Genomic DNA, 22,675 nt, shown 5'->3' on the forward strand with positions numbered 1-22,675 from the left:
CTCCGCCGGAAATGTTTCAAGGTTTAAATTTCAAGTTTGAAATATTTCTGGAGCCTCTGACGCCATGCCCTTATGATGCAAAGCAGAAACGCAGCGAGAAACAACGCGCCCGCCCGGAGGACATCCGATGAGCCATATCAACGTACAGCCGGAAGGCTGGGTCCAACCCAGGGGTTATGCGAACGGCATCCTCGCGCGCGGCGCCTCGCTCCATATCGGCGGGCAGATCGGCTGGAACGAGAATCAGGTCTTCGAGGCAAAGGATTTCATCGGCCAGATGGAACAGGCGCTGCGGAACATCCGCACGGTGCTGGAAGCCGCCGGCGGCAAGCCGGAGCACCTGGTGCGGCTCACCTGGTACGTCACCGACAAGCAGGATTATCTCGCCAACCAGCGCGCGGTCGGCGAGGCCTATCGCCGGGTCCTGGGTTACCACTTCCCGGCGATGGCGATGGTGGTCGTCTCCGCCCTCGTCGAGGACGAGGCGAAGATCGAAATCGAGGCGACAGCGGTTATCCCCGACTGACGGTTTACCTCAGCGGAACGCCAGGTTGTTCCGCGACAGCTCGGCAACGCTGCTGACCCCCATCAGGCGCATATCGCGCTCGATCTCGGTCCGCATCAGGGTCAGTGCGCGCTCCACTCCGGCCTGCCCGGCCGCCGCCAGCGGATAGAGATAGAAGCGCCCTCCACCGACCGCCTTCGCGCCCATGGAAAGCGCCTTCAGCACATGGGTCCCACGCTGGATGCCACTGTCCATGATCACGTCGATCCTGTCCCCTACCGCATCGACGATCTCCGCGAGTTGGTCGAAAGGCGCGCGGGAGCCGTCGAGCTGACGGCCGCCATGGTTCGAGAGCACGATGCCGGTGCATCCGATCTCCACCGCGCGCTCCGCGTCCTCTACCGACATTACGCCCTTCAGGCAGAACTGCCCGTCCCAGAGATCGACCATCTTGGCGACATCGTCCCAGGTCATGGACGGATCCAGCATCTCGGTGAAATAGCGCCCGATCGACATGGCGCCGCCACTCATGTCGACATGCTCGTCGAGCTGCGGCAGGGCGAACTTCTCGTGGGTGATGTAGTTGACGCCCCAGAGCGGCTTGATCGCGAATTGCAGCATGCCGCCGAGCGTCAGCCGGAACGGGATGGAGAAGCCGGTGCGCAGGTCGCGCTCCCGGTTGCCGCCGGTAATGCTGTCGACAGTGAGCATCATCACCTGGACGCCCGCCTCCTTGGCGCGCTCCATCATCGCCCTGTTGAGACCCCGGTCCTTATGGAAATAGAACTGATAGCATTGCGGATTGTCGTGCGTGCGCCGCAGTTCCTCGAGACTGATCGTGCCGAGGGAGGAAACCCCGAACATGGTGCCGAACTTGGCCGCAGCCGCCGCGACCGCGCGCTCGCCGTCATGGTGGAAGAGCCGCTGCAGGGCGGTCGGCGAGCAGTAAATCGGCATCTCGAGCTTCTGCCCGAGCACCGTCACCGACATGTCGATATCGGCAACTCCGCGCAGGATGTTCGGCACCAGGTCGCAGCGCTCAAAACTCTCCGTGTTGCGGCGGTAGGTAACCTCATCGTCGGCGGCACCGTCGATATAGTTGAAGATCGGCCCCGGAAGCCGCCGCTTCGCCAGCTTCCGGAAATCGTGGAAATTGTGACAGTCCGTCAGCCGCATCACCGTTCTCCGACCATGTTTTCCGGGCGCACCCATTCCTCATACTGCGCTTCCGTCAGATGGCCGAGCGCCAGCGCGGCCTCCTTCAGGCTTGTGCCTTCGGCGAAAGCCTTCTTCGCGATCTCCGCCGCCTTGTCGTAGCCGATATGCGGGTTGAGCGCCGTTACCAGCATCAGCGACTGCTCCATGAGCTGCCGGATCCGGTCCTCGTTCGCCACGATGCCCGAGACGCAGTTCTCCGAGAAGCTGCGTGTCCCGTCTGCCAGCAGGCGGATCGACTGCAAGAGGTTGTAGATCATCACCGGCTTGAAGACATTCAATTCGAAATGCCCGGTCGCGCCCGCCGTGGTGATGGTGACGTGGTTGCCGATCACCTGGGCCGCGGCCTGGGTCAGGGCCTCCGACTGGGTCGGATTCACCTTGCCGGGCATAATCGAGGAACCGGGCTCGTTCGCCGGCAGTTGCAGTTCGCCGAGCCCACTGCGGGGACCGCTGCCGAGCAGGCGTATGTCGTTCGCGATCTTCATGCAGCTCGCCGCCAGCACATTGAGGCAGCCGGACATCTCGACCAGCGCATCATGCGCCGCCAGCGCCTCGAACTTGTTCACCGCGCTGGTGAAGGGAATGCCGGTGATCTCACGTACCCGTTCGACAAATTCCTCCGCGAAGCCCGGCGCCGCGTTCAGGCCGGAGCCGACGGCCGTGCCACCCTGCGCCAGCTCGCGCAGCCGCGGCAGCGCGCCCTTCACCCGCTCGATCCCAAGCTCGATCTGCCGCGCATAGCCGGAGAATTCCTGCCCGAGCGTGACCGGCGTCGCGTCCTGCAGATGGGTGCGGCCGATCTTGACGATGGACGCGAACTCCTCCTGCTTCGCCTTCAGCGCCGCGTGGAATTCCTTCAGCGCGGGCAGCAACTCCCGTTCGATTTCCAGCACCGCGGCGATCGACATCGCGGTCGGGAAGCTGTCATTGGAACTCTGCCCCATATTGACGTGATCGTTCGGATGGACCGGCGCCTTGCTGCCGATCGTGCCGCCGAGCAGTTCGATGGCCCGGTTCGAGATCACCTCGTTCAGGTTCATGTTGGTCTGGGTGCCCGAGCCGGTCTGCCAGACGACGAGCGGGAAATGATCGTCGAGCTTGCCTGCGACAATCTCGTCCGCCGCCGTCACCATGGCCCTGCCGAGTTCCGGATCGAGCTTGCCGAGCGCCATGTTGGCGAGCGCCGCCGCCTTCTTCTGTATCGCGAAGGCGCGGATCAGCGCCACCGGCATCCGTTCCCCGCCGATCCTGAAATTCTGCAGCGAGCGCTGGGTCTGGGCGCCCCAATAGCGGTCCGCGGGCACGGACATCTCGCCCATCGTGTCGGTTTCGGTACGTGTCTCGGTCATGATCGGTCCTCCGTCAGCACCATATGGACCCGGTTACGGTGAAGGCCAGCATCGCTCCATGGGATCACCCGCCCGCCCTTGACGGCGGACCATTCTCACGTTCTCGATGCCCGCCGGTCCTACGCGCAAGTCTCCTAGCGCCCGTCCGGTCGGATCATCTCGAAGGTATCGCGGCTGGTCGCATACAGGTTCGCTCCGAGCCGGGCGATCGTGTCGAGCGCCACATGGTCGATATGGAGTTTCTCCGCATCGAGCAACAGATCGTCGCGAACCGCGATCGCCCGGACCTCGCCGACCACGATCTCGCGCCGGTTGCCGAGTTCCAGAGTTGTATGCCGGGTGCATTCAAGCACGGCCGGCGCTTCCGCAATGCGCGGCGGCTTCACCTGCTCCGACGGCGCGGTGGTGAAACCCGAAAGCGGGATCTCGGATTCGCCGTGCGGCAGCGGCGTCGAACAGAGGTTCATCTTCTCCGCCATCGCCCGGTCGACCATGTTGACGACAAATTCGCGCGTTGCGCGGATATTCCGCGAGGTGTCCTTCGGCGAGCCGTCGGGCCGGGCCTCCAGGCCGAGCACGACCATGCAAGGATCGAAGGCGATGGCATTGAAGAAGGAAAACGGCGCCGCGTTCACCACGCCTTCCTCGTCGAGAGTCGTGACCAGCGCGATCGGCCGCGGTGTCACCACGTTGCGCATCAGCTTGTAGGCGTCTGCCGCCGACAGGTCGGCGAGATCGAAACTCTTCATCGGCGGGGTCTCCCGTTCAGGGGGCGTAGAGCTGCGCGAAGGCGCTGCGGACAGTCTGGGTGATCGCCTCGAGGCGGCGCTCGATATGGGCACGCATCGCCTGCTGAGCCGCCTCGGGGTCGCGCCGTTTCACCGCGTCGAGGATGCGCCTGTGCGGATCCGTCGTGACGACGTCCGGGCCGTCGCGCTCGGACAGCGCCTTGAGGTCGATCAGACGCACATAGTGAATGCGGCCGTTCATGTTCTCCAGCATCCGCACCATCTCGGCATTTCCGGAGAGCGCGGTGAGCCGGAGATGGAACTCCTCGTCCAGCTTGACCAGAATTTCCGGCGGCGTTCCGGGCCGGTAGTCCGCACGCGACCGCTCCAGGAATTTTTCCAGGTCCAGCACGTCGGACGGGTCCGCCCTGAGCGCGGCGAGCTTGACCGCCTCGCACTCGATCGCGCCCCGCGCCTCGTAGAGATCCATGATCTCTGCCGGCGTCAGCGAGCGGCAGAAAAATCCCTGGCCGCTCCGCGAGGTCAGGAACCCCTCGGCCACCAGCCGGTTCAGCGCTTCGCGCAACGGGGTTCGGCTCGTTTCCAGCTGCTTGGCCAACTCGCTCTCGTTCAGCCGCGATTCCGGTTTGAACGCATAGTTCGTCGCCATTTCCTTCAGCTGACGGTAGGCCCGCTCCACCGTTCCTTCGGTTTTTGTCATCTTTTCAATGGCCTGTGAGTTACGCGGCATCGATCACAGCCACTCTAGAGAATGTTTCGAAGAAAACAATTGATTCGTATTTAGTGCTGTGCATCACTCTGTATACAGCTTTGAATTCCATTTTGCAGTCCTAGCAGGGAGCCCCTCCGGTGGGAAGTACGATGAACGGCGCTCAGGTCATCCTGAAGATGCTGGAGCTCCACGGCGTGTCGCATGTCTTCGGCCTGCCCGGCGAGACGACGATCGGCTGGTACAAGGAATGGCGCCGCCATTCCAACATCGAGTTTGTCCTGACCCGGGACGAACGAACCGCCTCCTTCGCCGCCGAGGCCTATGCCAAGATCACGGGACGCCCCTGCGTCCTCGAAGCACCGAGCCCCGGTGTGACCCACTGCACGCCCGGCCTGACCGAGGCTTACCTCAGCTCGGTGCCGGTGATCTATTTCAGCTCCGACATCCCGGTGAACCAGGACAAGAAGCACGGGCTGACCGGCATCGACCAGACCGCGCTCTATGACAGCATCTGCAAGGAATCCTTCCACCTCACCAACGTGAAGGAAATTCCCTTCATGCTGCGTCGGGCCTTCCGCGTGGCGACCTCCGGGCGGCCGGCCCCGGTCCATATCCGTGTGCCGATCAACATCTTTCACGACGAGGCCGAGATCGACGATCTCTATGCCGAGCCGGACTACAGCGAGTATCCGGCGCACCGCCCCGTCGCCGACCACGCGAAGATTCGCGAAGCCATCGGCATCCTGCTCGCGGCCGAGAAGCCGGTCATCGTCTGCGGCCAGGGCGCGCTGATCTCGCGCGCCTCGGAAATCCTCGTCGAACTGGCGGAACTGCTGCAGATCCCCGTTGCGACCACCACCCCGGGCAAGGGCACGATCGCGGAAACTCATCCGCTGTCGCTGCGCGTCATCGGCGCGCGCGGCGGGATGGACTACTCGAACGCCTATCTGAAGAGCGCCGATACGGTCTTTTTCGTCGGCACCAACACCGATTCCAGCTCGACCGACCACTGGAAGCTGTACGGCGACCCGAAGACCAAGACCTTCCTGCATCTCGACATCGCCGAAGCCCATGTCGGCAACAACTTCCCGCTGAAGGTGGGTCTCGTCGGCGATGCACGGGCGACCCTCGAATACATGGTCGAGCTGATCCGCGCCGAGCATCCCGGCCTGAAGCGAGAGACGCTCGATCTTACCCAGATCAAGCGCACGGCGCTCGACAATGTCTTCAATTCCAACATCCCGATGCCCGAGGGCACGGTCTCCCCGGTGAAGCTGACCCAGGTGCTTGACGCCATCCTGCCGCCGGACGCCATCGTGACGGCGGAACCGGGTGTCAGCGCGATCTATCCCTCCGCCCTGCTCTCCCTGAAGCAGGCCGGTCGGGGCTACATCACGAACTATTCGATGGGCGCGCTCGGCTACTCGGTTCCTGCCGGTATCGGTGCCTCCTTCGCGAATGACGGCCCGGTCATCTCCTTCACCGGCGACGGTTCGCTCGCCTTCGTGCTCGGCGATTTCGAGACCATCAGGCGCAGCGGCAAGAACCATACGGTTATCCTGACCCGGAACGACAATTACGGCTGGATCCGCGGCGAGGCCATCCTGCTGGACGATGTCGACGAGCCCTGGTCGACGGATTTCGGTGCGGTCGATTACATCAAGGTCGCGGAAGGCTTCGGCTTCAAAACTGCACGGATCACCTCCGAGGCCGAAATCGAACAGATCCTCTGTGACGCCATATCCCACCCCGGCGCCAGCTTCATCGAGATCATGGTGCCGTCGCAGGACAAGATCGTTCCCTTTGTCCCGTCCTGGGTCCGCGCCGCCAAGTCAAAGAACCTGCCCTACTTCACCTGATTTGACCCACCCACAATGACGAAGGGCGCGAGACAACGCGCCCCGCGCTCCCTTCCCCCCCAAGCAGAGAGGACAGCTATGAAGCTCTTCGGAAAATTGTCTAAGACACTCGTCGCCGCGGCCGTTCTGGCCCTTCCGCTCACCGGTGCCGCGAAAGCCGCCGACTACCCGAGCAAGGATATCCTGCACATCATGCCGTGGAGCGCCGGCGGCGGCACCGATACGGTGATGCGGACCTTCATGAGCTTTGCCGAAAAGCAGCTTGGCGTCGGCATCAACACCCAGAACGTGACCGGCGCGCAGAGCGGTGTCGGCACCCTGCGTCTGATGAAATCCCGTCCCGACGGCTACACCATCGGCTCGCTCACCTGGGACAGCGTGATCACCGTTCCGTACTACAAGCTGGTTCCGGGCTACGATACGGAGCAGCTTGCCTATCTCGGCTCCGTCACCGTGCACCCGACCGCCCTCATCGTGAAGGCCGACGCCCCGTGGAAGGATCTCGCCGGGTTCGTCGCGGCCGCCAAGGCGGCGCCGGGCTCGCTGAAGATCGCGAATGTCGGCACCGGCGGCGTCTGGCACCTGCCAGCGATCGATTTCGCCCAGCAGGCCAGCATCGAAGTGCAGCACGTGCCCTATCCGAAAGGCTCCGGCCCGCAGCGCGAGGCGCTCCTCTCGGGCGAGACTGATGCGGCTTCCACCAGCCTCTCCGCCGCCTTCTCCGCGGTGCAGTCCGGCCAGGCCCGGGTGCTCGGCGTGATGTCCGACGAGCGTTCCGAGCTGTTCCCCGACGTTCCGACCTTCAAGGAGCAGGGCTTCGACGTGGTCTGGGGAAGCTTCCGCCTGATCGCGACGCAGGCCTCGGTCGACCCGGCGCAGCGCGCGGCTCTCGAAGCGGCCTTCGCCAAGGTGTTCGACATGCCCGAGTTCCAGAAGGCGGCGGCCGACACCGGCATGGGCGCGGTCTGGATGAACGCCGAACAGACGGAGGCCTACGTCAAGGCGTCCCAGGCGAAGGCCTTCAAGCTGATCGACGAACTGGTCGCGGCGGGCCTGCTCAGCAAGTAAGGTACAGGTGCCGGGCCCGGGACACTCCGGGCCCGGCGCGCTTCGCGGCGGACCGCGCAGGGGAAAATCATGAGGATGACAAGGTTGATGAGCGGCCAGGTGTTGTTCGCCCTGGCGCTGGCCGCGCTGAACACCGTCTATGCCAGCCAGGTGTTGCAGATGGACCCGCCCTTCGCCACCGGAGAGCCGGGCCCGGCCTTCCTGCCCTCGATCCTCTGCGCGTTCCTCTATCTTGCGGTCGCCCGCATTCTCTATACGGAAATCCGCGCAGAGGCGGCGCCCCAAACGGACACCGCCGCTTCGGAACATGTGCCGAATCTCCGCCTTATCGGCCCTGCGATCGCAATCGGCCTGACGATCCTCTTCATCATCGGGTTCTTCTATCTCGGCTATCTGGTCGCGGCCTTTCTCTACACCTTCCTGATCGCCCTCTTCTTCAATTTCGAGCGTAGCGGCGCCTGGCTCAGCTCCGCTCTGACGTCGGCCGTCGTCGCAGGCTGCGTCACCCTCTTCGGCTGGCTCTTCTTCGTCCAGGTCTTCGGTCTCTACCTGCCGGTCTGGGAGTTCTGAGATGCTCGCGCAAATCGCCGACGGGTTCCTCGCCCTCGCCCTTCCGGTCACCTTCCTGCACCTGATCGGCGGCTTCCTCCTCGGCCTCGTCTTCGGCGCCATTCCGGGCCTGACGGCGACGCTCGCCATCGCCCTGCTGCTCCCCTTCACCTTCGGCATGAACGTGGCCGACGCGCTGGTGATGGTCGCCGGCATCTACATGGCCGGGATCTATTCCGGCTCGATCACCGGAATCACCCTGAACATCCCCGGCGCGCCCTCCGGCGCGATCACGACGATCGACGGGCATGCGTTGATGAAAAAGGGCGAGGGACCGCAGGCGCTCGGCATGAGCGCGCTATCCTCCGCCTTCGGGGGCCTGATCGGCGCTGCCGTGCTGATCGCGCTGGCGCAGCCGGTCAGCCAGCTCGCCCTCCTCTTTCAGACCCCTGACAAATTCTCCCTCGTCCTGCTGGCGATCGTGACGGTGACGATCGTCGCCACCGGATCGCTGCTGAAGGCGGCGACGGCGATGGCGATCGGCCTGATGATCTCGACCGTCGGCATCGACCCGATGGTGCCGGTCGGCCGCTTTGATTTCGAGAGCTATCATCTGATCGAGGGCATCGGCCTGCTGCCGGCGGTGATCGGTCTCTTCGCGGTCTGCGAGTTGATCGCGCAGGCGGCGCTGCCCACCGCACTGAGCCGGGGAGAAGCGGTTGCCGAGATCGTGAGGCCACGGCGCCGGGACTTCATGCCGACCCGAGCACGGTTGAAGGAAGTCGGCCCTCTGACCTACGCGAAGAGCGCCGTCATCGGCGTCCTGATCGGCATGCTGCCGGGCGGCGGCGCCTCGATGGCCTCCTTCATCGCCTATGCGGAAGCGAAGCGCGGTGCGCGGCACCCCGAGAAGTTCGGCAAGGGGTCCTACGAGGGCCTCGCCGCCTCCGAGGCCGCCAACAACGCAATGTGCGGCGGCGCGGTAATCCCGTTGCTGACCATGGGGATTCCGGGCGACGCGGTGACGGCGATCATCTTCGGCGTGCTCCTGATCCACGGCCTGGTCCCCGGCCCGGCCCTGCTCGGAAGCAACTTCGCGGTCATCGCCCCGATGTTCGCGGCCCTGTTTGTCTCCTCAATCCTGGTCTTTGTCTCGGTGCTGGCCTTCGGGCCGGTCTATCTCAGGCTCTCGCAAATCAATCGCGGCCTGCTCTATGCCTTCATCGCCATGATCTCGATGGTCGGCGTCTATGCCTCGTCCTTCTCGTTCTTCCAGATGTGGATGGCGCTGGCGATCGGTGTTCTCGCCTTCCTGCTGCGGGTGTTCGGCTATCCTGTGGTCCCGGCGCTGATGGGCGTCATCCTCGGCCCCTATTTCGAGGAGTTCCTGCGCCGTTCGCTGATCGTTTCCGAAGGCGATCCGACGATCTTTCTCACCAGCCCGGCCAGCGCCATACTGCTCGCGCTGACCCTGCTCTTCGTCTGGCTGCTCAGGATCCGCCCGGCGCGGCAGGCGAAACGGGCGGCCGCGGGAGAGACCTGAGCGCCACCCTCAGACGAGGCCGGCGGCCGCGCGCAGGCCAGGATGGAACTGAACCGCGAGATATAGGGCGTAGAGCGCCAGGAAGACCGCGCCCTCGCCACGGGAAACCCGCCAGTTGGTCACGGCGAAGAGCACCAACAATACGGCGGCACCCAGCATGGCCCAGATATCGAGGGTACCGATCTGTGTCGGGATGTCGATCGGGGTCACCGCCGCCGTCACGCCGCCGATCCCGAGAATGTTGAAGATGTTGCTCCCGACGATGTTGCCGAAGGCGACATCCCCCTGCCGGCGCACCGCCGCCGTGGCCGAAGTCACCAGTTCCGGCAGCGAGGTACCGACGGCGACCAGCGTCAGGCCGATCACCGTCTCGGAGAGACCGGCAGCGCGGGCGATTTCGATCGAGGCCCCGACCAGCAGGCTCGCACCCCAGACCACGCCGCCGATTCCGGCCGCGGCGAGCATCAGGCCGAAGCGCAGTGTCATCTGTCCGCTCGGCGCCGCTGCGATTTCGGACAATGACGGCTCCGCGGCCAGCCCGCTCCGACGCTCGGACCGGTAGGTATAGAGCGTATAGACGGCAAGCAACGCGATCAGCGCGAGCCCGGCAAACCGGCCGAGTTCGCCCATCATGGTCACAACGAGCAGAAGCAGGCTCGCCCCGATCAATACCGAGCCGTCGCGACCGAAAGACCGTCGGGTCGTGGCGATCGGCAGGATCACGGCGGAAGCCCCGAGGATCAGGAGGATATTGGCGATGTTGGAGCCGACGATATTGCCGACGGCGATCCCCGGCGCGCCGATCAGGGCCGCTTCCAGACTGGCCACCAATTCCGGCGTCGAGGTGCCGAACCCCACCAGGGTCAGGCCAATCAGCAACGGAGAGACGCCGAGCCGCAGGGCGACACCGACGCTGCCCCGAACGAGAAATTCTCCTCCGGCCAACAGAAGCGCGAGCCCGAGGGCGAGTTCCAGCCAGATCATCCGAGACCATCCATCGCTTCGGCGGGGGGCCTTTTCCGGCCGACAGGGACGGCCATTCCGCCCGCCCGTGAATATGGGTAGGCCGCAGCCGCGCCAAAGGGCGCCACTACGGATTTTGTCACTCCAGCCTATTGCTCCGGCGGCCCCGTATCCAAGAGGGTCAGGCCACCGCCCGCACGGGCCCGCGCCGGTCGATCTGAACCCAGAGGAAGATCGCAACGCCGAGATTGAGAAGGTTCCACGCGACGCCGTTGAGGAAGGCCGCATCATAGGAGAGGGTCAGATCGTAGATCATGCCCGACATCCAGCCGCCGAGCGCCATGCCAAGGAGAGTCGCCGAAAGCACGAGGCCGACCCGGGTTCCCGCCTCGGCGGCGGGGAAGACCTGGCGGACGACGAGCGCATAGGTCGGCACGATGCCACCCTGGGCAAGGCCGAACAGGGCGGAGACGAAATAGAGCGGAACGAGGCCGTCGAAGGGCAGGAACAGGAGCAGGGAGAGGCCCTGCAGGGACGACGACAGCATCAGCGTGCGGAGCGCGCCGATCCGGTCGGCGATCCAGCCGAAGGTCAGCCTGCTGACGATCCCCGTGAAGAGCATCACGGAGAGCATCTCCGCACCGCGCGCCGTGCCGTATCCCAGGTCCCCGCAATAGGCGACGATATGGACCTGGGGCATCGCCATGGCGACACAGCAGGCGAGCCCCGCAACCAGCAGCAATCCCTGGACGACCGGTCCCCGCAACGGGATGTCGTCGCCGGCCGGCGCAATCTTCGGCGCGACTTCTAATCCGGGAGCCGGGGCCGGCGCCACCGGGCCGCGCTGGCGCAGCGCGGCGGAAAGCGGCAGCAGGGTGAAAAGGCAGATCCCGGCGATGGCAACATGCGCATCTCGCCAGCCCTGAGTGTCGACGAAATACTGCACCACGGGCGGCCAAATCGTCCCGGCAAGGTAGCTCCCGCTGGCGCCGATGGCGACGGCGAGCCCGCGGCGGCGCTGGAACCAGTGGGTGATGTCGGAGATCACCGGCCCGAAGCTGGCGGAACTGCCGAGCATGCCTATCAGCACCCCCTGGACGGCCGCGAACTGCCAGAGACTCTCGGCCTGGGCGGAGAGGAAATATCCCAGCGCCAGCATCACGGCGCCGAAGCGCAGCGGCACCACGATGCCGAACCGGTCGGCCACGCGCCCCATCAGGATGCCGCCGATGGCGAAACCGATCATGGTAACCGTGTAGGGCAGCGAGGCATCGGCCCGCGCCACGTCGAACTCCGCTTCGACCGCCGGCAGGGTCACGACGACGGACCACAGGCCGACACCGCCGACCATGCTGATCAGCAGAGACATGGAGAGGCGGAACCAGGCGTAGGGGCTGTCGACCTCCCGCACTGCGAAGATGGACGCGCTTTTCATTTCAATAATATGCCGAAATCGAATCGATAGTTCGGAGTATACCGATCAGTCGAAAATACCCGACCGGGAAGATCCCGCAAAGCGATCAAATCGGCGGAAGGAATGCATTGCCGACCCCAAATATCGACGTTAGATTGCACCGGCACTGATCGGATCGATCGCCGTATAACTTCCGCCCACCCGGTATTGGTGCGCGCGGCAGCCAGCCTCGGCAAACCAAAGCAGAACGATGAGCCAGAAACAGAATCCCTTCGCTCCGGAACATCTCCCCGGGTATCTCGCAGGTCCGGACGGAAGCGATCCGCTCTTCACGGTCACGCTGCTCTTTCTGCTCGGGATCATCGTGCTCGCCGGGGTTGCCTATTTCAGCCTGCACGCCATGCCGGAGCATCTGGCGGGTAAGAATAACTCGACGCAGCTTCAACTCGTCGGGGTTCTGGGCCTGCTCGCACTCTTTACACACAACAATCTTTTCTGGGTCCTTGCGTTGCTCATCGCAGTGATAAAGGTCCCCGATATCGCAACCCCGATCGAGACAATCTCGCGGCGCCTGGGGGAATTTCTCGACCGTCAGGACGCGAACCTCGCGACGTCGCCCTCACCCGCTCCAGGCCGCCCCGCTTCCGCAACCGATGAGGGCGGAACGGACAGCACGGCGCAACGGTAATCCGGGAGAGATCGCCTTGGTAGAACTCCTGCTCTGCTCGATGCTGACGGTGCTTCCGGACTATCTTGCACGCCGTTACCTACAGGGGAAACGCTGGGGACACGAGCTGACCTTTTTCACCGTCTGGTTCGAACTGCGGTGGGGCATCACACTCTGCATCCTCCTGACGGTCACCCTGATAACCATCGTTTTCTACTATCATCCGTCGACCACGCACGCTTCCTCGTTCTACCGCACAGTTACGATCCTGCCGCAGATCTCCGGCCGCGTGAGCGAGGTGCATGTCGTCAACAATCAGGATGTCGAGCGCGGGCAGGTGTTGTTCCGTCTGGACAACTCTCAGCAACTGGCCGCCCTTGCGACGGCGGAGCGCCGGATCGAAGAGGTAGAAGCGGATTTCGTCATCACCCAGGCCGATCTCGAGGCGGCCGCAAGCCGGGTGAACGAAGCCAAGGCACACTACCGCCAGGTGAAGGAAGAGCTGGATACGCAGTATCGTCTGAAGTCACGCAACTCCTCCGCCGTACGGCAGCGTGAGATTGACAGCCTGGAAATCCGCCTCGACGCCCAGGCCGCCGGAGTGGCGACGGCGGAGGCCAATCACAAGGCAGTCGCGCAAAAGCTCAATGTCGGCCTCCCTGCCCGCAAGGCCAGTGCGGAAGCAGCGCTGCAACAGGCCCTGGTCGAACTTGACAAGACCACGATCCGGGCGGGCGAGGCCGGACGGATTGAGCAATTCGGCCTGCAAGAAGGCGATGTCATCAACCAGGCCTTCCGGCCTGCCGGCATCCTGGTCCCGACGAGCGGGACCGCCACCGGACGCCGGTTCGTCCATGCGGGTTTCAATCAGCTCGCGGGTCAGGTGATCAAGCCCGGAATGTTGGCGGAAATCAGCTGCATGGCCCAGCCCTTTACAGTGATCCCCATGGTCATAACCCAGGTGCAGGACGTGATCGCCGCCGGACAGCTGCGCCCGACCGATCAGCTGTTCGACATCCAGGATGCCCGTCGTCCGGGCACCATCACCGCTTATATGGAGCCGCTGTACGAAGGTGGTATCGCGAACCTTCCGCCGGGAAGCCGGTGTATCGCCAACGCCTATACGAGCAATCACGAGAGGCTGGCGAGCGAGGATCTCGGGACCGGTGAGTTCCTGTTTCTTCATCTCGTCGATACGGTCGGGCTCATCCATGCGCTGCTGCTGCGGATCCAGACCATCATCATGCCGGTCCAGGCACTGGTGTTTTCCGGCCACTAAACGATCAAAGCTGAGCTGAATTCCGGCCCTATCGACTTGGGCCGGAATTCGCGCGACCCATATCCGGTTTGCGTGCTATGCCGCCAACTTGATCTTCGAGGGAAAAGGTCCATGAAGTTCCGCTTTCCGATCGTCATCATCGATGAAGACTTCCGCTCAGAGAACATTTCGGGCTTCGGCATCCGCGCAATCGCACAGGCCATCGAGAGCGAGGGTTTCGAAGTTCTCGGCGTGACGAGCTACGGCGATCTCTCGCAATTCGCCCAGCAGCAGTCCCGCGCCAGTACCTTCGTGCTCTCGATCGACGACGAGGAATTCACCCCGGGTCCCGATCTCGATCCGGCGGTCCTCAACCTGCGGAATTTCATCGAAGAGGTGCGCTGGAAAAATGCCGAGGTGCCGATCTACATCTATGGCGAAACCAAGACCAGCCGACACATCCCGAACAACATCCTGCGCGAGCTGCACGGCTTCATCCACATGTTCGAGGATACGCCGGAATTCGTCGCCCGGCACATCATCCGCGAGGCCAAGAGCTATCTCGAGAGCATCCAGCCGCCTTTCTTCCGGGCGCTGCTCGACTATGCAGAGGACGGCTCCTATTCCTGGCACTGCCCCGGCCATTCCGGCGGTGTGGCCTTCCTGAAGAGCCCGGTCGGGCAGATGTACCACCAGTTCTACGGCGAGAACATGCTGCGGGCCGACGTCTGCAACGCGGTGGAGGAGCTGGGCCAGCTGCTGGACCATAACGGCGCCATCGGTGCGTCCGAGCGCAATGCCGCGCGGATCTTCAACGCCGACCACTGCTACTTCGTGACCAACGGTACCTCGACCTCGAACAAGATGGTCTGGCATCACACGGTGGCGCCGGGCGACGTCGTCGTGGTGGACCGCAACTGCCACAAGTCGATCCTGCACTCGATCATCATGACCGGTGCGGTCCCGGTCTTTCTGAAGCCGACGCGGAACCATCACGGCATCATCGGTCCGATCCCGCAGTCGGAATTCGAGATCGAGTCGATCAAGGAGAAGATCAGGACGAACCCGCTGCTCGAGGGTGTCGATCCCGACACGGTCAAGCCGCGGATCATGACCCTGACGCAGTCCACCTATGACGGCGTGCTCTACAACACCGAGACCATCAAGAACCTGCTCGACGGCTATGTGGACAACCTGCATTTCGACGAAGCCTGGCTGCCGCACGCCTCCTTTCATCCCTTCTACGGCACCTATCACGCGATGGGGCGCAAGCGGGAGCGGACGAGGCACTCGGTCACCTATGCCACGCAGTCGATCCACAAGCTGCTGGCCGGGATCAGCCAGGCGAGCCATGTGCTGGTCCAGGACTCGAAAGAAGTGAAACTGGACCGGCATCTCTTCAACGAAGCCTACCTGATGCACACCAGCACCAGCCCGCAATACAGCATCATCGCAAGCTGCGACGTCGCCGCCGCGATGATGGAGCTGCCGGGTGGCAAGGCGCTGGTCGAGGAAAGCATCGCCGAGGCGCTCGATTTCCGCCGCGCCATGCGCAAGGTCGACGAGGAATTCGGCGCCGACGACTGGTGGTTCCAGGTCTGGGGCCCGGCTGAGCTGGCCGAGGAAGGCGTCGGCCGCACCAGGGACTGGGTGCTGAAGCGGACCGACGCGGACGGCGTCCAGGCCTCCGACGGCGCGGAGTCCTGGCACGGCTTCGGCGACATGGCGCCGGGCTTCAACATGCTCGACCCGATCAAGGCGACGCTCATCACGCCCGGCCTCAATCTCGACGGACGGTTCGAGGATTGGGGTATCCCTGCCTCAATCGTGACCAAGTACCTGGCCGAACACGGCGTGGTGGTGGAAAAGACCGGCCTCTACAGCTTCTTCATCATGTTCACCATCGGTATCACCAAGGGCCGCTGGAACACGTTGCTGACGGCATTGCAGCAGTTCAAGGACGACTACGCGAAGAACCAGCCGATGTGGCGCACGATGCCGGAATTCTGCGCCAAGCAACCGCGCTACGAGCAGATGGGGTTGCGCGATCTCTGCCAGCATGTCCACGAGCTCTATGCCAAGTACGGCGTCGCGATCCTCTCGACCGACATGTATCTGAGCGACCTGACGCCGGCGATGAATCCGAGCGAGGCGTTCTCTCATATCGCCCGCCGCACCACCCAGCGCGTACCCATCGACGAGCTCGAGGGCCGCATCACGACCAGTCTCGTCACGCCCTATCCGCCGGGTATCCCGCTCTTGATTCCGGGCGAGGTGTTCAACGCGAAGATCGTGGAATACCTGAAGTTCAACCGCGCATTCGCCCGCGAGTGTCCGGGCTTCGAGACCGATATCCACGGTCTGGTGCAGGAAGTCGATACAGACGGTCAGGTCCATTACTTCGCCGATTGCGTGGCGGAGTAGAGCGCTGCATTTCCAGATCTACGTCCTGAACGCAGGCAGGCGTCTATCCATCTCCGGGACTACGCGCGCTCCTGCTGAACGAGGATTTCAGACCCCGAGCCTGTCCCGGAGCGTGTACCACCAGGAGCCGACTACCGAGTAAGGCACCCGGAACAGGCGGCCGCCGGGGAACGGGTACCAGGGCACGTTCTCGAACACGTCGAAGCGGGAACGGTCGCCGTCGATCGCTTCAGAGAGGATGCGGCCGAAAGTGTGCGAGCCGGTCACGCCGTGGCCGCTGTAACCGTGCGCGAAATAGGTGTTGCTGCCGATCCGGCCCATCTGCGGCACGCGACTGAAGGAGAGCGCAAAATTGCCGCTCCAGGCATACTCGATCCTCACGCCCTTCAGCTGCGGGAACACCTTGTCCATGTTGGGCCGCAGCTTGGCCCGGATATCGCTTGGATCGGTGCCGCCATAGACCGTACCGCCGCCGAACAGCATGCGCTTGTCGGCGGAGAGCCGGAAATAGTCGAGGATGTAGCGCACGTCCTCGACGCAGACGTCGGTCGGGATCAGGTCGTTCGCCCGCTCCTCTCCGAGGGGTTCGGTTGCCATCACCTGGGTCGAGACCGGCATGATGCGCGGCGTCAGCGTCGGCACGACATGGCCCAGATAGGCGTTGCCGCAGAGTACCAGCGTCTGGCAGGTGATCGCGCCGTCCGGGGTCTTCACAACGGGTTTCGCCGCGTCGGTGTCGACATGCACGGCAGGCGTCCGCTCGTAGATCCTGCCGCCAAGCTTCTCGAACGCCGCCGCCTCGCCGAGCGCAAGGTTCAGCGGGTGCATGTGACCGCCGGAGCGGTCGATCATACCGCCAACATAGGCGTCGGAGTTGACATGCTTGCGGAGCGCGGCCCTGTCGAGCATCTCCTGGTTCTCGATGCCGTAGCCGGCCCAGAGACTGAGGCGCTCTTCCAGTTCGCGCATGTGCGCGCCGGTATAGGCGGTGAAGACGTTGCCGTCCTTCAGGTCGCACTGGATGTCGTATGTCCTCACCCGCTCGCGGATAATCTCGCCGCCTTCCTGAACCAGCCCGGCAACGAAGCTCGCGGTGTCCGCGCCATAGCGCTTCCTGATCGTCTGCAGGCTCGCGTTCAGGCCATTGACGATCTGGCCGCCGTTGCGCCCCGAGGCGCCCCAGCCGACCCGAGCGGCCTCGATGATCGCGACCTTGTAACCCTTCTCGACCAGGTGCAGGCCGGTCGACAGGCCGCTATAGCCGGCACCGACAATCAGAACATCGATTGCAAGGTCGCCTTCGAGCGGCGGTCGCTCCGGCGACGGATTGGCGCTGGCGGCGTAATAGCTTGTCGTGTGGGCCGTGGGCCGGGTGGTCATCAGACGACTTCCAGATAAGTGTCATATTCGAAATCGGTGACCTGCCGGGCGAAGCGTTTCAGCTCCTGCATCTTGCATTCGACCAGCATAGTCTGCAGGCGTTTCGAATAAATGCGTTGGACCAGGGTGCCGCGGCGGAAAGCCTCGATCGAGGTCGCCCAGTCCAGCGGCAGATGTTCGAGCTTCATGCTGTAAGCGTCGCCCGTGATCGGGGCAGCCGGTTCCATCTCTCTCTCGATGCCGATCAGCGCGCCGCCGAGGACGCTCGCCAGGACGAGATAGGGGTTGGTGTCCGCGCCTGCGACCCGGTGCTCGATCCGGCGCGCCTTGTGACTGCCACCCGGGATGCGGATGGCCGCGGTACGGTTCTCGTAGCCCCAGGCGACATTGATGGGCGCATGCGCTCCCGGCAGAAGGCGTCGGTAGGAATTCTCGTGTGGCGCGAAGACCAGGGTGTTCTCCTGCATCGTCGCCAGCAACCCCGCAACCGCGTTCAGCATCAGCGGCGAACCCTCGTCGCCGCCGTTGTCAAACAGGTTCTCTCCGGCCCCGTTCTGCAGCGAGAAGTGAACGTGGAAACCGCTGCCCGCGCGTTCGCCGTAGGGCTTCGCCATGAAAGTCGCGGCGAGGCCGTGTTTGCGGGCGATGCCGCGCACCAGGCGCTTAAACAGAACCGCATCATCCGCCGCCTTCAGGGCGTCTCCGACATGCATCATGTTGATCTCGAACTGCCCGGCGCCGTTCTCCGAAATCGCGGCGTCCGCCGGAATACCCTGTTCGGCGCAGGCATCGTAGACATCGTCGAGGAACTCGTCGAAGTGCTGCAGTTCGTCCAGCGACAGCGCGCCGTCCGAGCCGAGCCGCTTCTCCGTGATCGGCGAACAGGGCGGCTGCGGCTGCGTACCGCTCGGATCGTAGAGATAGAATTCGAGCTCGGTCGCGACCACCGGCGTGAGGCCGCGCTCGGCATAACGCTCGACCACCTGCGCCAGGGCGCGACGGGGATCGCCCGTGAACGGTTTCCCGCCTTCCTCCCGCATCCACAGCATGGCCAGTGCCGAAGGCCGGTTGGTCCAGTTGATCAGGACGATCGGGCGGCCGGTAAAGTCGCAGATCCCGTCACTGTCGCCGGTTTCGAAGACAAGCTCGTTGCCTTCGATGTCCTCGCCCCAGACATCGACACTGAGGATCGAAAGCGGCATCCGCAGACCGCCACCCAGAATTTTCGCCGCCTGTTCGATTGGCAGGCGCTTGCCGCGCATCGTCCCGTTCAGATCGCAGACACATGCGAAAACCGTCTCGATTTCAGGATGGTCCTGCAGCAGGCTGTTCAGATTATCGACAGACACTCTCAAGCCTCGTTCGGGCATTTGAATTCGGGACGATCCCATGACTAGGGGTCTGTTTTCGCATTCTGTCAAATCGAATATTCGCACCGGGACCGGCGCCGAAATCGCACGCATGACGGTCTCCGGCGGAACGATGGTCGATGCTCTGGCAGGACAGAGGGATTGGCCGACGGCGCTCTCCGTCTAGCGCCGAAGATTCCACACGCGGCGATCGGAGAACACTTTCGCAGCCGCCAGCACGACCAGTGCGCAGAGCGCGACCTTGGAGACCGTCTCCATCGCCCCCTCGACCAGAACCGCATGAACCACGCTGCACAGCACGGTCAATGCCGCGAGAGCCGCGTGCGCAAAGCGCCACGTCCGCGGACGAACACTCATCCGCTGCCGGAAAACCGCCAGAAGGGCCGCCGCGAATACGGTCCACATGGCGATCGCGCCCCAGTCCGAGAACGGCGTCGGCGATCTGAAGAGGAGCACGTCGACCGCGTCCGGCGGACTGGTGATCCAGAGCCCCGCGACATGGAGCGCCACCGCCAAGACGAGAAGACCTCCGACCATGCCATGAATCCGGCGCGCGCGGGGGGCCGGCAGGCCGGGCAGGTATCCACCGATCAACAGCGGCTGGAGCAGCAACAGCGCCATTGCGGCGATCCCCGCGAACCCGGCCGCGATGTAGACCGGATCGCGCCATGCCAGAAGCGGGCTCGCCGCGGCGGCTGCCAACGGCACGGCAATGGCGAACGCGAGCGCGCTCCAGATCAGGAACTTGCGGACACGGCCGATTGCTGTCGCGGACACCGCCCTCAGGCCGGCTTGAGGACGAAGTGGGCCTCCAGGCTGGAATCCTTCGAGCTCCGCATGACCGGGCGCAGGAACACGGTCTCGAACTCGCCGCTGTCATAGGCGAGATGCCCGTGCGGCTGGCCGAAAGCCGGGACGATCTGCGGCATCTCGAGCCGGAACTCGCCCTTCGCGTCGGTGAGCGTGGCGCCGTGGCTCTCCGGATCGCTTTCGTAGCCTTCGGTCGTGTGCGCCCAGATCTGGATGCGCTGGCCCGCGAGCGGCGCCCCGTCGCCCGCGCGGCGCACGGTTCCCGTCATCCAGAAACCGCCGCCGCCGATCCGCTCCACGATCGGCGCATTCGGGATGTAATTGTTCGACCCGCCGCGCATGGAGGGCGTCGGCGGGAGTCCCTGGGCGCGGGCGGGAACGAGCAGGCCGGACAGACAACTTGCCGCAACCGCCCCGCCGGCTGCGAGCAGGGTGCGACGTGTGACAAGGTCGGCGGGCATCGGATTTCTCCCGTGGGGCATTGCGCTCATCATTCGTCAGACGAGGTTCGACGGCAACTGACGCTCTGGCGAACACTCTTCATTTAATCGATGCGACGCATGCGGTAACCGGCCCTCACGGTTTCGTGATGCGACGCCTTCACGTGGCAGTTTGCCCTGGGACGGAGGCCATGTGCAGGTCCGCGGGCTCCGGGAACAGGGCAGTCGCCACGGTGCCGGCATCCGGCTTGCTGGAAATCGACAGCGCGCCGTCATGCAACTCCAGATAGCGGTGCACAAGGGCCAGGCCGAGGCCTGTGCCTTCATGCATCCGCGCATATCCGGTGTCGAGTTGCACGAACGGCTGCATGGCGCGCGCGATCTCGTCCTGCGCCATGCCGACACCCTGGTCCCTGACTTCAAGGCCCGACCGGTTGTCGGCAGCCGTCACGTGACGAACACTGACGATCCCCCCCCGATGCGAGAACTTGATGGCGTTTCCGACCAGGTTGAGGAGGATCTGGCGCAGCAGCCGCTTGTCGGCAATCAGGGGAGACGCCTCCTCGGGAACCTCGTTGACCAGCGAGATGCCGGAGGCGTCGGCCCGTTCCTGCAGGAGGCGGAAGCAGCTCTCAGTGGCCGCCCGGGGCGAAACCGGTTCGAGCGAGATCTCGACATGGCCGACTTCGACCTTGGACAGGTCGAGAATGTCATTGATGACCGACAGCAGGTGCAGGCCGCTCTGGTGAATGTCGCGGGCATAGTCGACATATCGGTCGTTCAGCGGACCGAAGGAACTCTCGGCCAGCAGGCTGGAAAACCCGATTACCGCGTTGAGCGGTGTCCTGAGTTCGTGGCTCATGTTGGCGAGAAAGAGCGTCTTCGCCTGGTTGGCCATCTCGGCCGAGAGTTTCGCCGAACGGAGCGCCTCGATCGTCCGGTTGCGTTCGGTCACGTCGGTGTAGGTGGTGACGAAGCCGCCGCCCGGAAGCGGTCTGCCGATCGTCTCCAGGACGGTTCCATCCGGGCGCTTGCGTTCGAAATTGCGCGGCTCCGCGCGTCGGACCTCGGCAATGCGCTCGGCGACCAGGGCTTCGACATCTCCCGGCCCGTACTCGCCGCGCTCGGCGTTGAAGCGCACGAACGCCTCGAACGGAACTCCCGGCGCGAACCTGTCCCCCGGGAGGTCGAGCAGTTCCAGGTAGCGCTGGTTGAACGCGACGGCCGTCAGATTGGCATCGAACACGCTGATGCCCTGGTCCATGTGCTGGAAAGTCGCCTCCAGCAGGTCCTGCTTCGCCGCCGCTTCGCGTCGCGCCTCGACCGCTTCCGTGATGTCGGAACCGGTGCCGCGATAGCCGATGAAAAGCCCGCTTGCGTCGAACACCGGCTTACCGTTGATGCGGAAATGGTGCTCCTCTCCGCCGGAGTCGCGGAAAACATACTCGAAATCGCGGAACGGACGGTGTCTGTCCAGGTCATCGAGATGGCGGCGCCAACGCTCGTCGGGTTCAGCCCCCGCGAAATCCCAGCGCCGCCGCCCGAGGACGGCCTCCACGGACAACCCGACGAGCTGCTCGAAGCGTTGCGACAGATAGGTGAAGCGATGCTCCGCGTCGGTTTCCCAGACCCAGTCCGCGGCAACCTCGACGATGTCCGCCAGGCGTGATTCGCGATCATGTATCGTATCGCGTGCGGCTTTCAGCCTGCGTCCGACAGCGACGCCAAGCACCCAGATCAGGATCGCCAGCAGGACGCCGAGTGCCGCCAGCCCCCACAACAGGAACGAGCTCACCGACCGGGCGGTGGCACCCAGTTGAAGGGAGAACCGTTCCTCCAGGTGGATCAGTTCGTCATCGATCCGCTCGACGGCCTGCACGATCTCCTGACGGGCCGAGAGATTTCCGGGCTCGTTCAGGACGAGCTGCCGCAACGCGTCCGCCAGAGCGTCGATCTGCCTGACCTTCGCATCGGCGCGGACCCAGGTCTCGCGCGCCGGCCGGAACGCCGGAGTATCCTTGAAGGCGCGGTAGAACCATGCGATGCCCGCCACGTCGTTCGGATGGTTCTTGCCCTGAATGAGGAACGTGTAGCTGTTGTCGATCGGCAGGTCTTCGGCATCGAGAATCTCCCGCGCCACACCATTGCTGAGCGTCGGGTGAAGCCGGCGGCGGTACATCTCGTAATAGCGGTCGTCACCGGTGCGGGCGAAACGGTACAGCGCGCTGACCGCGCTCAGATGTCCCTTGGCATAATAGGTTGCGCCGTTGCTGTAGCCGCGAATGATGTCCACGACCACGACACCGGCAGCGCCGGCAGCGATCGTCACGCCGATGACGACCGTCATCGCCAGCAGAAACAGTGTAACCGGATGGAGTGCGGCTCGGGACATACTGC

Annotated in this window: 19 protein-coding genes; 8 read left to right on the forward strand and 11 right to left on the reverse strand. The window is 64.1% G+C overall.

The genetic code is table 11. The features are described from left to right. Nucleotides 1-127: 127 nt before the first annotated feature. Nucleotides 128-526, forward strand: coding sequence for a RidA family protein (locus ACOOE1_RS09335; protein ID WP_420406078.1), 399 nt, complete (start codon nt 128-130; stop codon nt 524-526). Between the two features lie 9 nt (nt 527-535). On the opposite strand, the gene ACOOE1_RS09340 is transcribed toward ACOOE1_RS09335, so the two are convergent. The 4 genes from ACOOE1_RS09340 to ACOOE1_RS09355 form a co-directional block, all read right to left on the reverse strand. Further along, a complete protein-coding gene (locus tag ACOOE1_RS09340) occupies nt 536-1,681 on the reverse strand; it encodes an alpha-hydroxy acid oxidase (protein ID WP_420406079.1) in 1,146 nt (381 codons plus the stop codon). Beyond that, complete coding sequence (gene fumC / locus ACOOE1_RS09345) at nt 1,681-3,072, reverse strand: class II fumarate hydratase (protein WP_420406080.1); 1,392 nt, start codon at nt 3,070-3,072, stop codon at nt 1,681-1,683. The genes ACOOE1_RS09340 and fumC overlap by 1 nt, the downstream gene beginning before the upstream one ends. A 134-nt stretch (nt 3,073-3,206) precedes the next feature. Then, complete coding sequence (locus ACOOE1_RS09350) at nt 3,207-3,821, reverse strand: flavin reductase family protein (protein WP_420406081.1); 615 nt, start codon at nt 3,819-3,821, stop codon at nt 3,207-3,209. Nucleotides 3,822-3,837: 16 nt separating this feature from the next. Beyond that, nucleotides 3,838-4,521, reverse strand: coding sequence for a GntR family transcriptional regulator (locus ACOOE1_RS09355; RefSeq protein ID WP_420406082.1), 684 nt, complete (start codon nt 4,519-4,521; stop codon nt 3,838-3,840). A 161-nt stretch (nt 4,522-4,682) separates the two neighbouring features. Between ACOOE1_RS09355 and ACOOE1_RS09360 the strand changes: the two genes are divergently transcribed. The 4 genes from ACOOE1_RS09360 (at nt 4,683) to ACOOE1_RS09375 (ending at nt 9,552) form a co-directional block, all read left to right on the forward strand. Then, a complete protein-coding gene (locus ACOOE1_RS09360; protein ID WP_420406083.1) occupies nt 4,683-6,392 on the forward strand; it encodes a thiamine pyrophosphate-binding protein in 1,710 nt (569 codons plus the stop codon). Between the two features lie 96 nt (nt 6,393-6,488). Then, a complete protein-coding gene (locus ACOOE1_RS09365; RefSeq protein ID WP_420406084.1) occupies nt 6,489-7,460 on the forward strand; it encodes a Bug family tripartite tricarboxylate transporter substrate binding protein in 972 nt (323 codons plus the stop codon). 87 nt (nt 7,461-7,547) lie between these two features. Then, nucleotides 7,548-8,030, forward strand: a complete 483-nt coding sequence (locus ACOOE1_RS09370; protein WP_420406085.1) for a tripartite tricarboxylate transporter TctB family protein — start codon at nt 7,548-7,550, stop codon at nt 8,028-8,030. A 1-nt stretch (nt 8,031) separates the two neighbouring features. Next, complete coding sequence (locus tag ACOOE1_RS09375; protein ID WP_420406086.1) at nt 8,032-9,552, forward strand: tripartite tricarboxylate transporter permease; 1,521 nt, start codon at nt 8,032-8,034, stop codon at nt 9,550-9,552. A 9-nt stretch (nt 9,553-9,561) separates the two neighbouring features. Here ACOOE1_RS09375 and ACOOE1_RS09380 read toward each other — a convergent pair whose 3' ends face one another. Next, nucleotides 9,562-10,536 (reverse strand): calcium/sodium antiporter, encoded by a 975-nt coding sequence (locus ACOOE1_RS09380; RefSeq protein WP_420406087.1) that lies wholly within the window; start codon nt 10,534-10,536, stop codon nt 9,562-9,564. A gap of 160 nt (nt 10,537-10,696) precedes the next feature. Next, complete coding sequence (locus ACOOE1_RS09385) at nt 10,697-11,950, reverse strand: MFS transporter (protein WP_420406088.1); 1,254 nt, start codon at nt 11,948-11,950, stop codon at nt 10,697-10,699. A 229-nt stretch (nt 11,951-12,179) separates the two neighbouring features. On the opposite strand from ACOOE1_RS09385, the gene ACOOE1_RS09390 reads away from it, so the two are divergent. From ACOOE1_RS09390 to ACOOE1_RS09400, 3 genes are all read left to right on the forward strand, one after another. Beyond that, nucleotides 12,180-12,617: a hypothetical protein gene (locus ACOOE1_RS09390; protein ID WP_420406089.1), complete on the forward strand. Its 438-nt coding sequence runs from the start codon at nt 12,180-12,182 to the stop codon at nt 12,615-12,617. 16 nt (nt 12,618-12,633) lie between these two features. Continuing rightward, nucleotides 12,634-13,875 (forward strand): HlyD family secretion protein, encoded by a 1,242-nt coding sequence (locus ACOOE1_RS09395; protein WP_420406090.1) that lies wholly within the window; start codon nt 12,634-12,636, stop codon nt 13,873-13,875. Between the two features lie 111 nt (nt 13,876-13,986). Further along, nucleotides 13,987-16,278 (forward strand): Orn/Lys/Arg decarboxylase N-terminal domain-containing protein, encoded by a 2,292-nt coding sequence (locus ACOOE1_RS09400; RefSeq protein ID WP_420406091.1) that lies wholly within the window; start codon nt 13,987-13,989, stop codon nt 16,276-16,278. Nucleotides 16,279-16,365: 87 nt separating this feature from the next. Here ACOOE1_RS09400 and ACOOE1_RS09405 read toward each other — a convergent pair whose 3' ends face one another. From ACOOE1_RS09405 to ACOOE1_RS09425, 5 genes are all read right to left on the reverse strand, one after another. Continuing rightward, nucleotides 16,366-17,658, reverse strand: a complete 1,293-nt coding sequence (locus ACOOE1_RS09405) for an NAD(P)/FAD-dependent oxidoreductase (RefSeq protein ID WP_420406092.1) — start codon at nt 17,656-17,658, stop codon at nt 16,366-16,368. Beyond that, nucleotides 17,658-19,007 carry a glutamine synthetase family protein gene (locus tag ACOOE1_RS09410; RefSeq protein WP_420406093.1) on the reverse strand — a complete coding sequence of 450 codons (1,350 nt, stop codon included), beginning with the start codon at nt 19,005-19,007 and terminating at the stop codon, nt 17,658-17,660. The genes ACOOE1_RS09405 and ACOOE1_RS09410 overlap by 1 nt, the downstream gene beginning before the upstream one ends. 183 nt (nt 19,008-19,190) lie before the next feature. Beyond that, nucleotides 19,191-19,805 (reverse strand): ferric reductase-like transmembrane domain-containing protein, encoded by a 615-nt coding sequence (locus ACOOE1_RS09415; RefSeq protein ID WP_420406094.1) that lies wholly within the window; start codon nt 19,803-19,805, stop codon nt 19,191-19,193. A gap of 5 nt (nt 19,806-19,810) precedes the next feature. Next, complete coding sequence (locus ACOOE1_RS09420) at nt 19,811-20,299, reverse strand: hypothetical protein (RefSeq protein ID WP_420406095.1); 489 nt, start codon at nt 20,297-20,299, stop codon at nt 19,811-19,813. Between the two features lie 139 nt (nt 20,300-20,438). Continuing rightward, on the reverse strand, nt 20,439-22,670 hold the full coding sequence (locus ACOOE1_RS09425; RefSeq protein ID WP_420406096.1) for a PAS domain-containing sensor histidine kinase: 2,232 nt from the start codon (nt 22,668-22,670) through the stop codon (nt 20,439-20,441). Between the last annotated feature and the right edge of the window lie 5 nt (nt 22,671-22,675).

The sequence above is a fragment of the Nisaea sp. genome (genome assembly GCF_965216895.1).
Lineage (GTDB): Bacteria > Pseudomonadota > Alphaproteobacteria > Thalassobaculales > Thalassobaculaceae > Nisaea.

Coding starts and splice junctions, on each gene's coding strand:
- fumC (WP_420406080.1), bottom strand. CDS start 3,072: ATGACCGAGACACGTACCGAAACCGACACGATGGGCGAGATGTCCGTG.
- ACOOE1_RS09385 (WP_420406088.1), bottom strand. CDS start 11,950: ATGAAAAGCGCGTCCATCTTCGCAGTGCGGGAGGTCGACAGCCCCTAC.
- ACOOE1_RS09355 (WP_420406082.1), bottom strand. CDS start 4,521: ATGACAAAAACCGAAGGAACGGTGGAGCGGGCCTACCGTCAGCTGAAG.
- ACOOE1_RS09400 (WP_420406091.1), top strand. CDS start 13,987: ATGAAGTTCCGCTTTCCGATCGTCATCATCGATGAAGACTTCCGCTCA.
- ACOOE1_RS09380 (WP_420406087.1), bottom strand. CDS start 10,536: ATGATCTGGCTGGAACTCGCCCTCGGGCTCGCGCTTCTGTTGGCCGGA.
- ACOOE1_RS09370 (WP_420406085.1), top strand. CDS start 7,548: ATGAGCGGCCAGGTGTTGTTCGCCCTGGCGCTGGCCGCGCTGAACACC.
- ACOOE1_RS09420 (WP_420406095.1), bottom strand. CDS start 20,299: ATGCCCGCCGACCTTGTCACACGTCGCACCCTGCTCGCAGCCGGCGGG.
- ACOOE1_RS09340 (WP_420406079.1), bottom strand. CDS start 1,681: ATGCGGCTGACGGACTGTCACAATTTCCACGATTTCCGGAAGCTGGCG.
- ACOOE1_RS09350 (WP_420406081.1), bottom strand. CDS start 3,821: ATGAAGAGTTTCGATCTCGCCGACCTGTCGGCGGCAGACGCCTACAAG.
- ACOOE1_RS09335 (WP_420406078.1), top strand. CDS start 128: ATGAGCCATATCAACGTACAGCCGGAAGGCTGGGTCCAACCCAGGGGT.
- ACOOE1_RS09360 (WP_420406083.1), top strand. CDS start 4,683: ATGAACGGCGCTCAGGTCATCCTGAAGATGCTGGAGCTCCACGGCGTG.
- ACOOE1_RS09375 (WP_420406086.1), top strand. CDS start 8,032: ATGCTCGCGCAAATCGCCGACGGGTTCCTCGCCCTCGCCCTTCCGGTC.
- ACOOE1_RS09405 (WP_420406092.1), bottom strand. CDS start 17,658: ATGACCACCCGGCCCACGGCCCACACGACAAGCTATTACGCCGCCAGC.
- ACOOE1_RS09390 (WP_420406089.1), top strand. CDS start 12,180: ATGAGCCAGAAACAGAATCCCTTCGCTCCGGAACATCTCCCCGGGTAT.
- ACOOE1_RS09425 (WP_420406096.1), bottom strand. CDS start 22,670: ATGTCCCGAGCCGCACTCCATCCGGTTACACTGTTTCTGCTGGCGATG.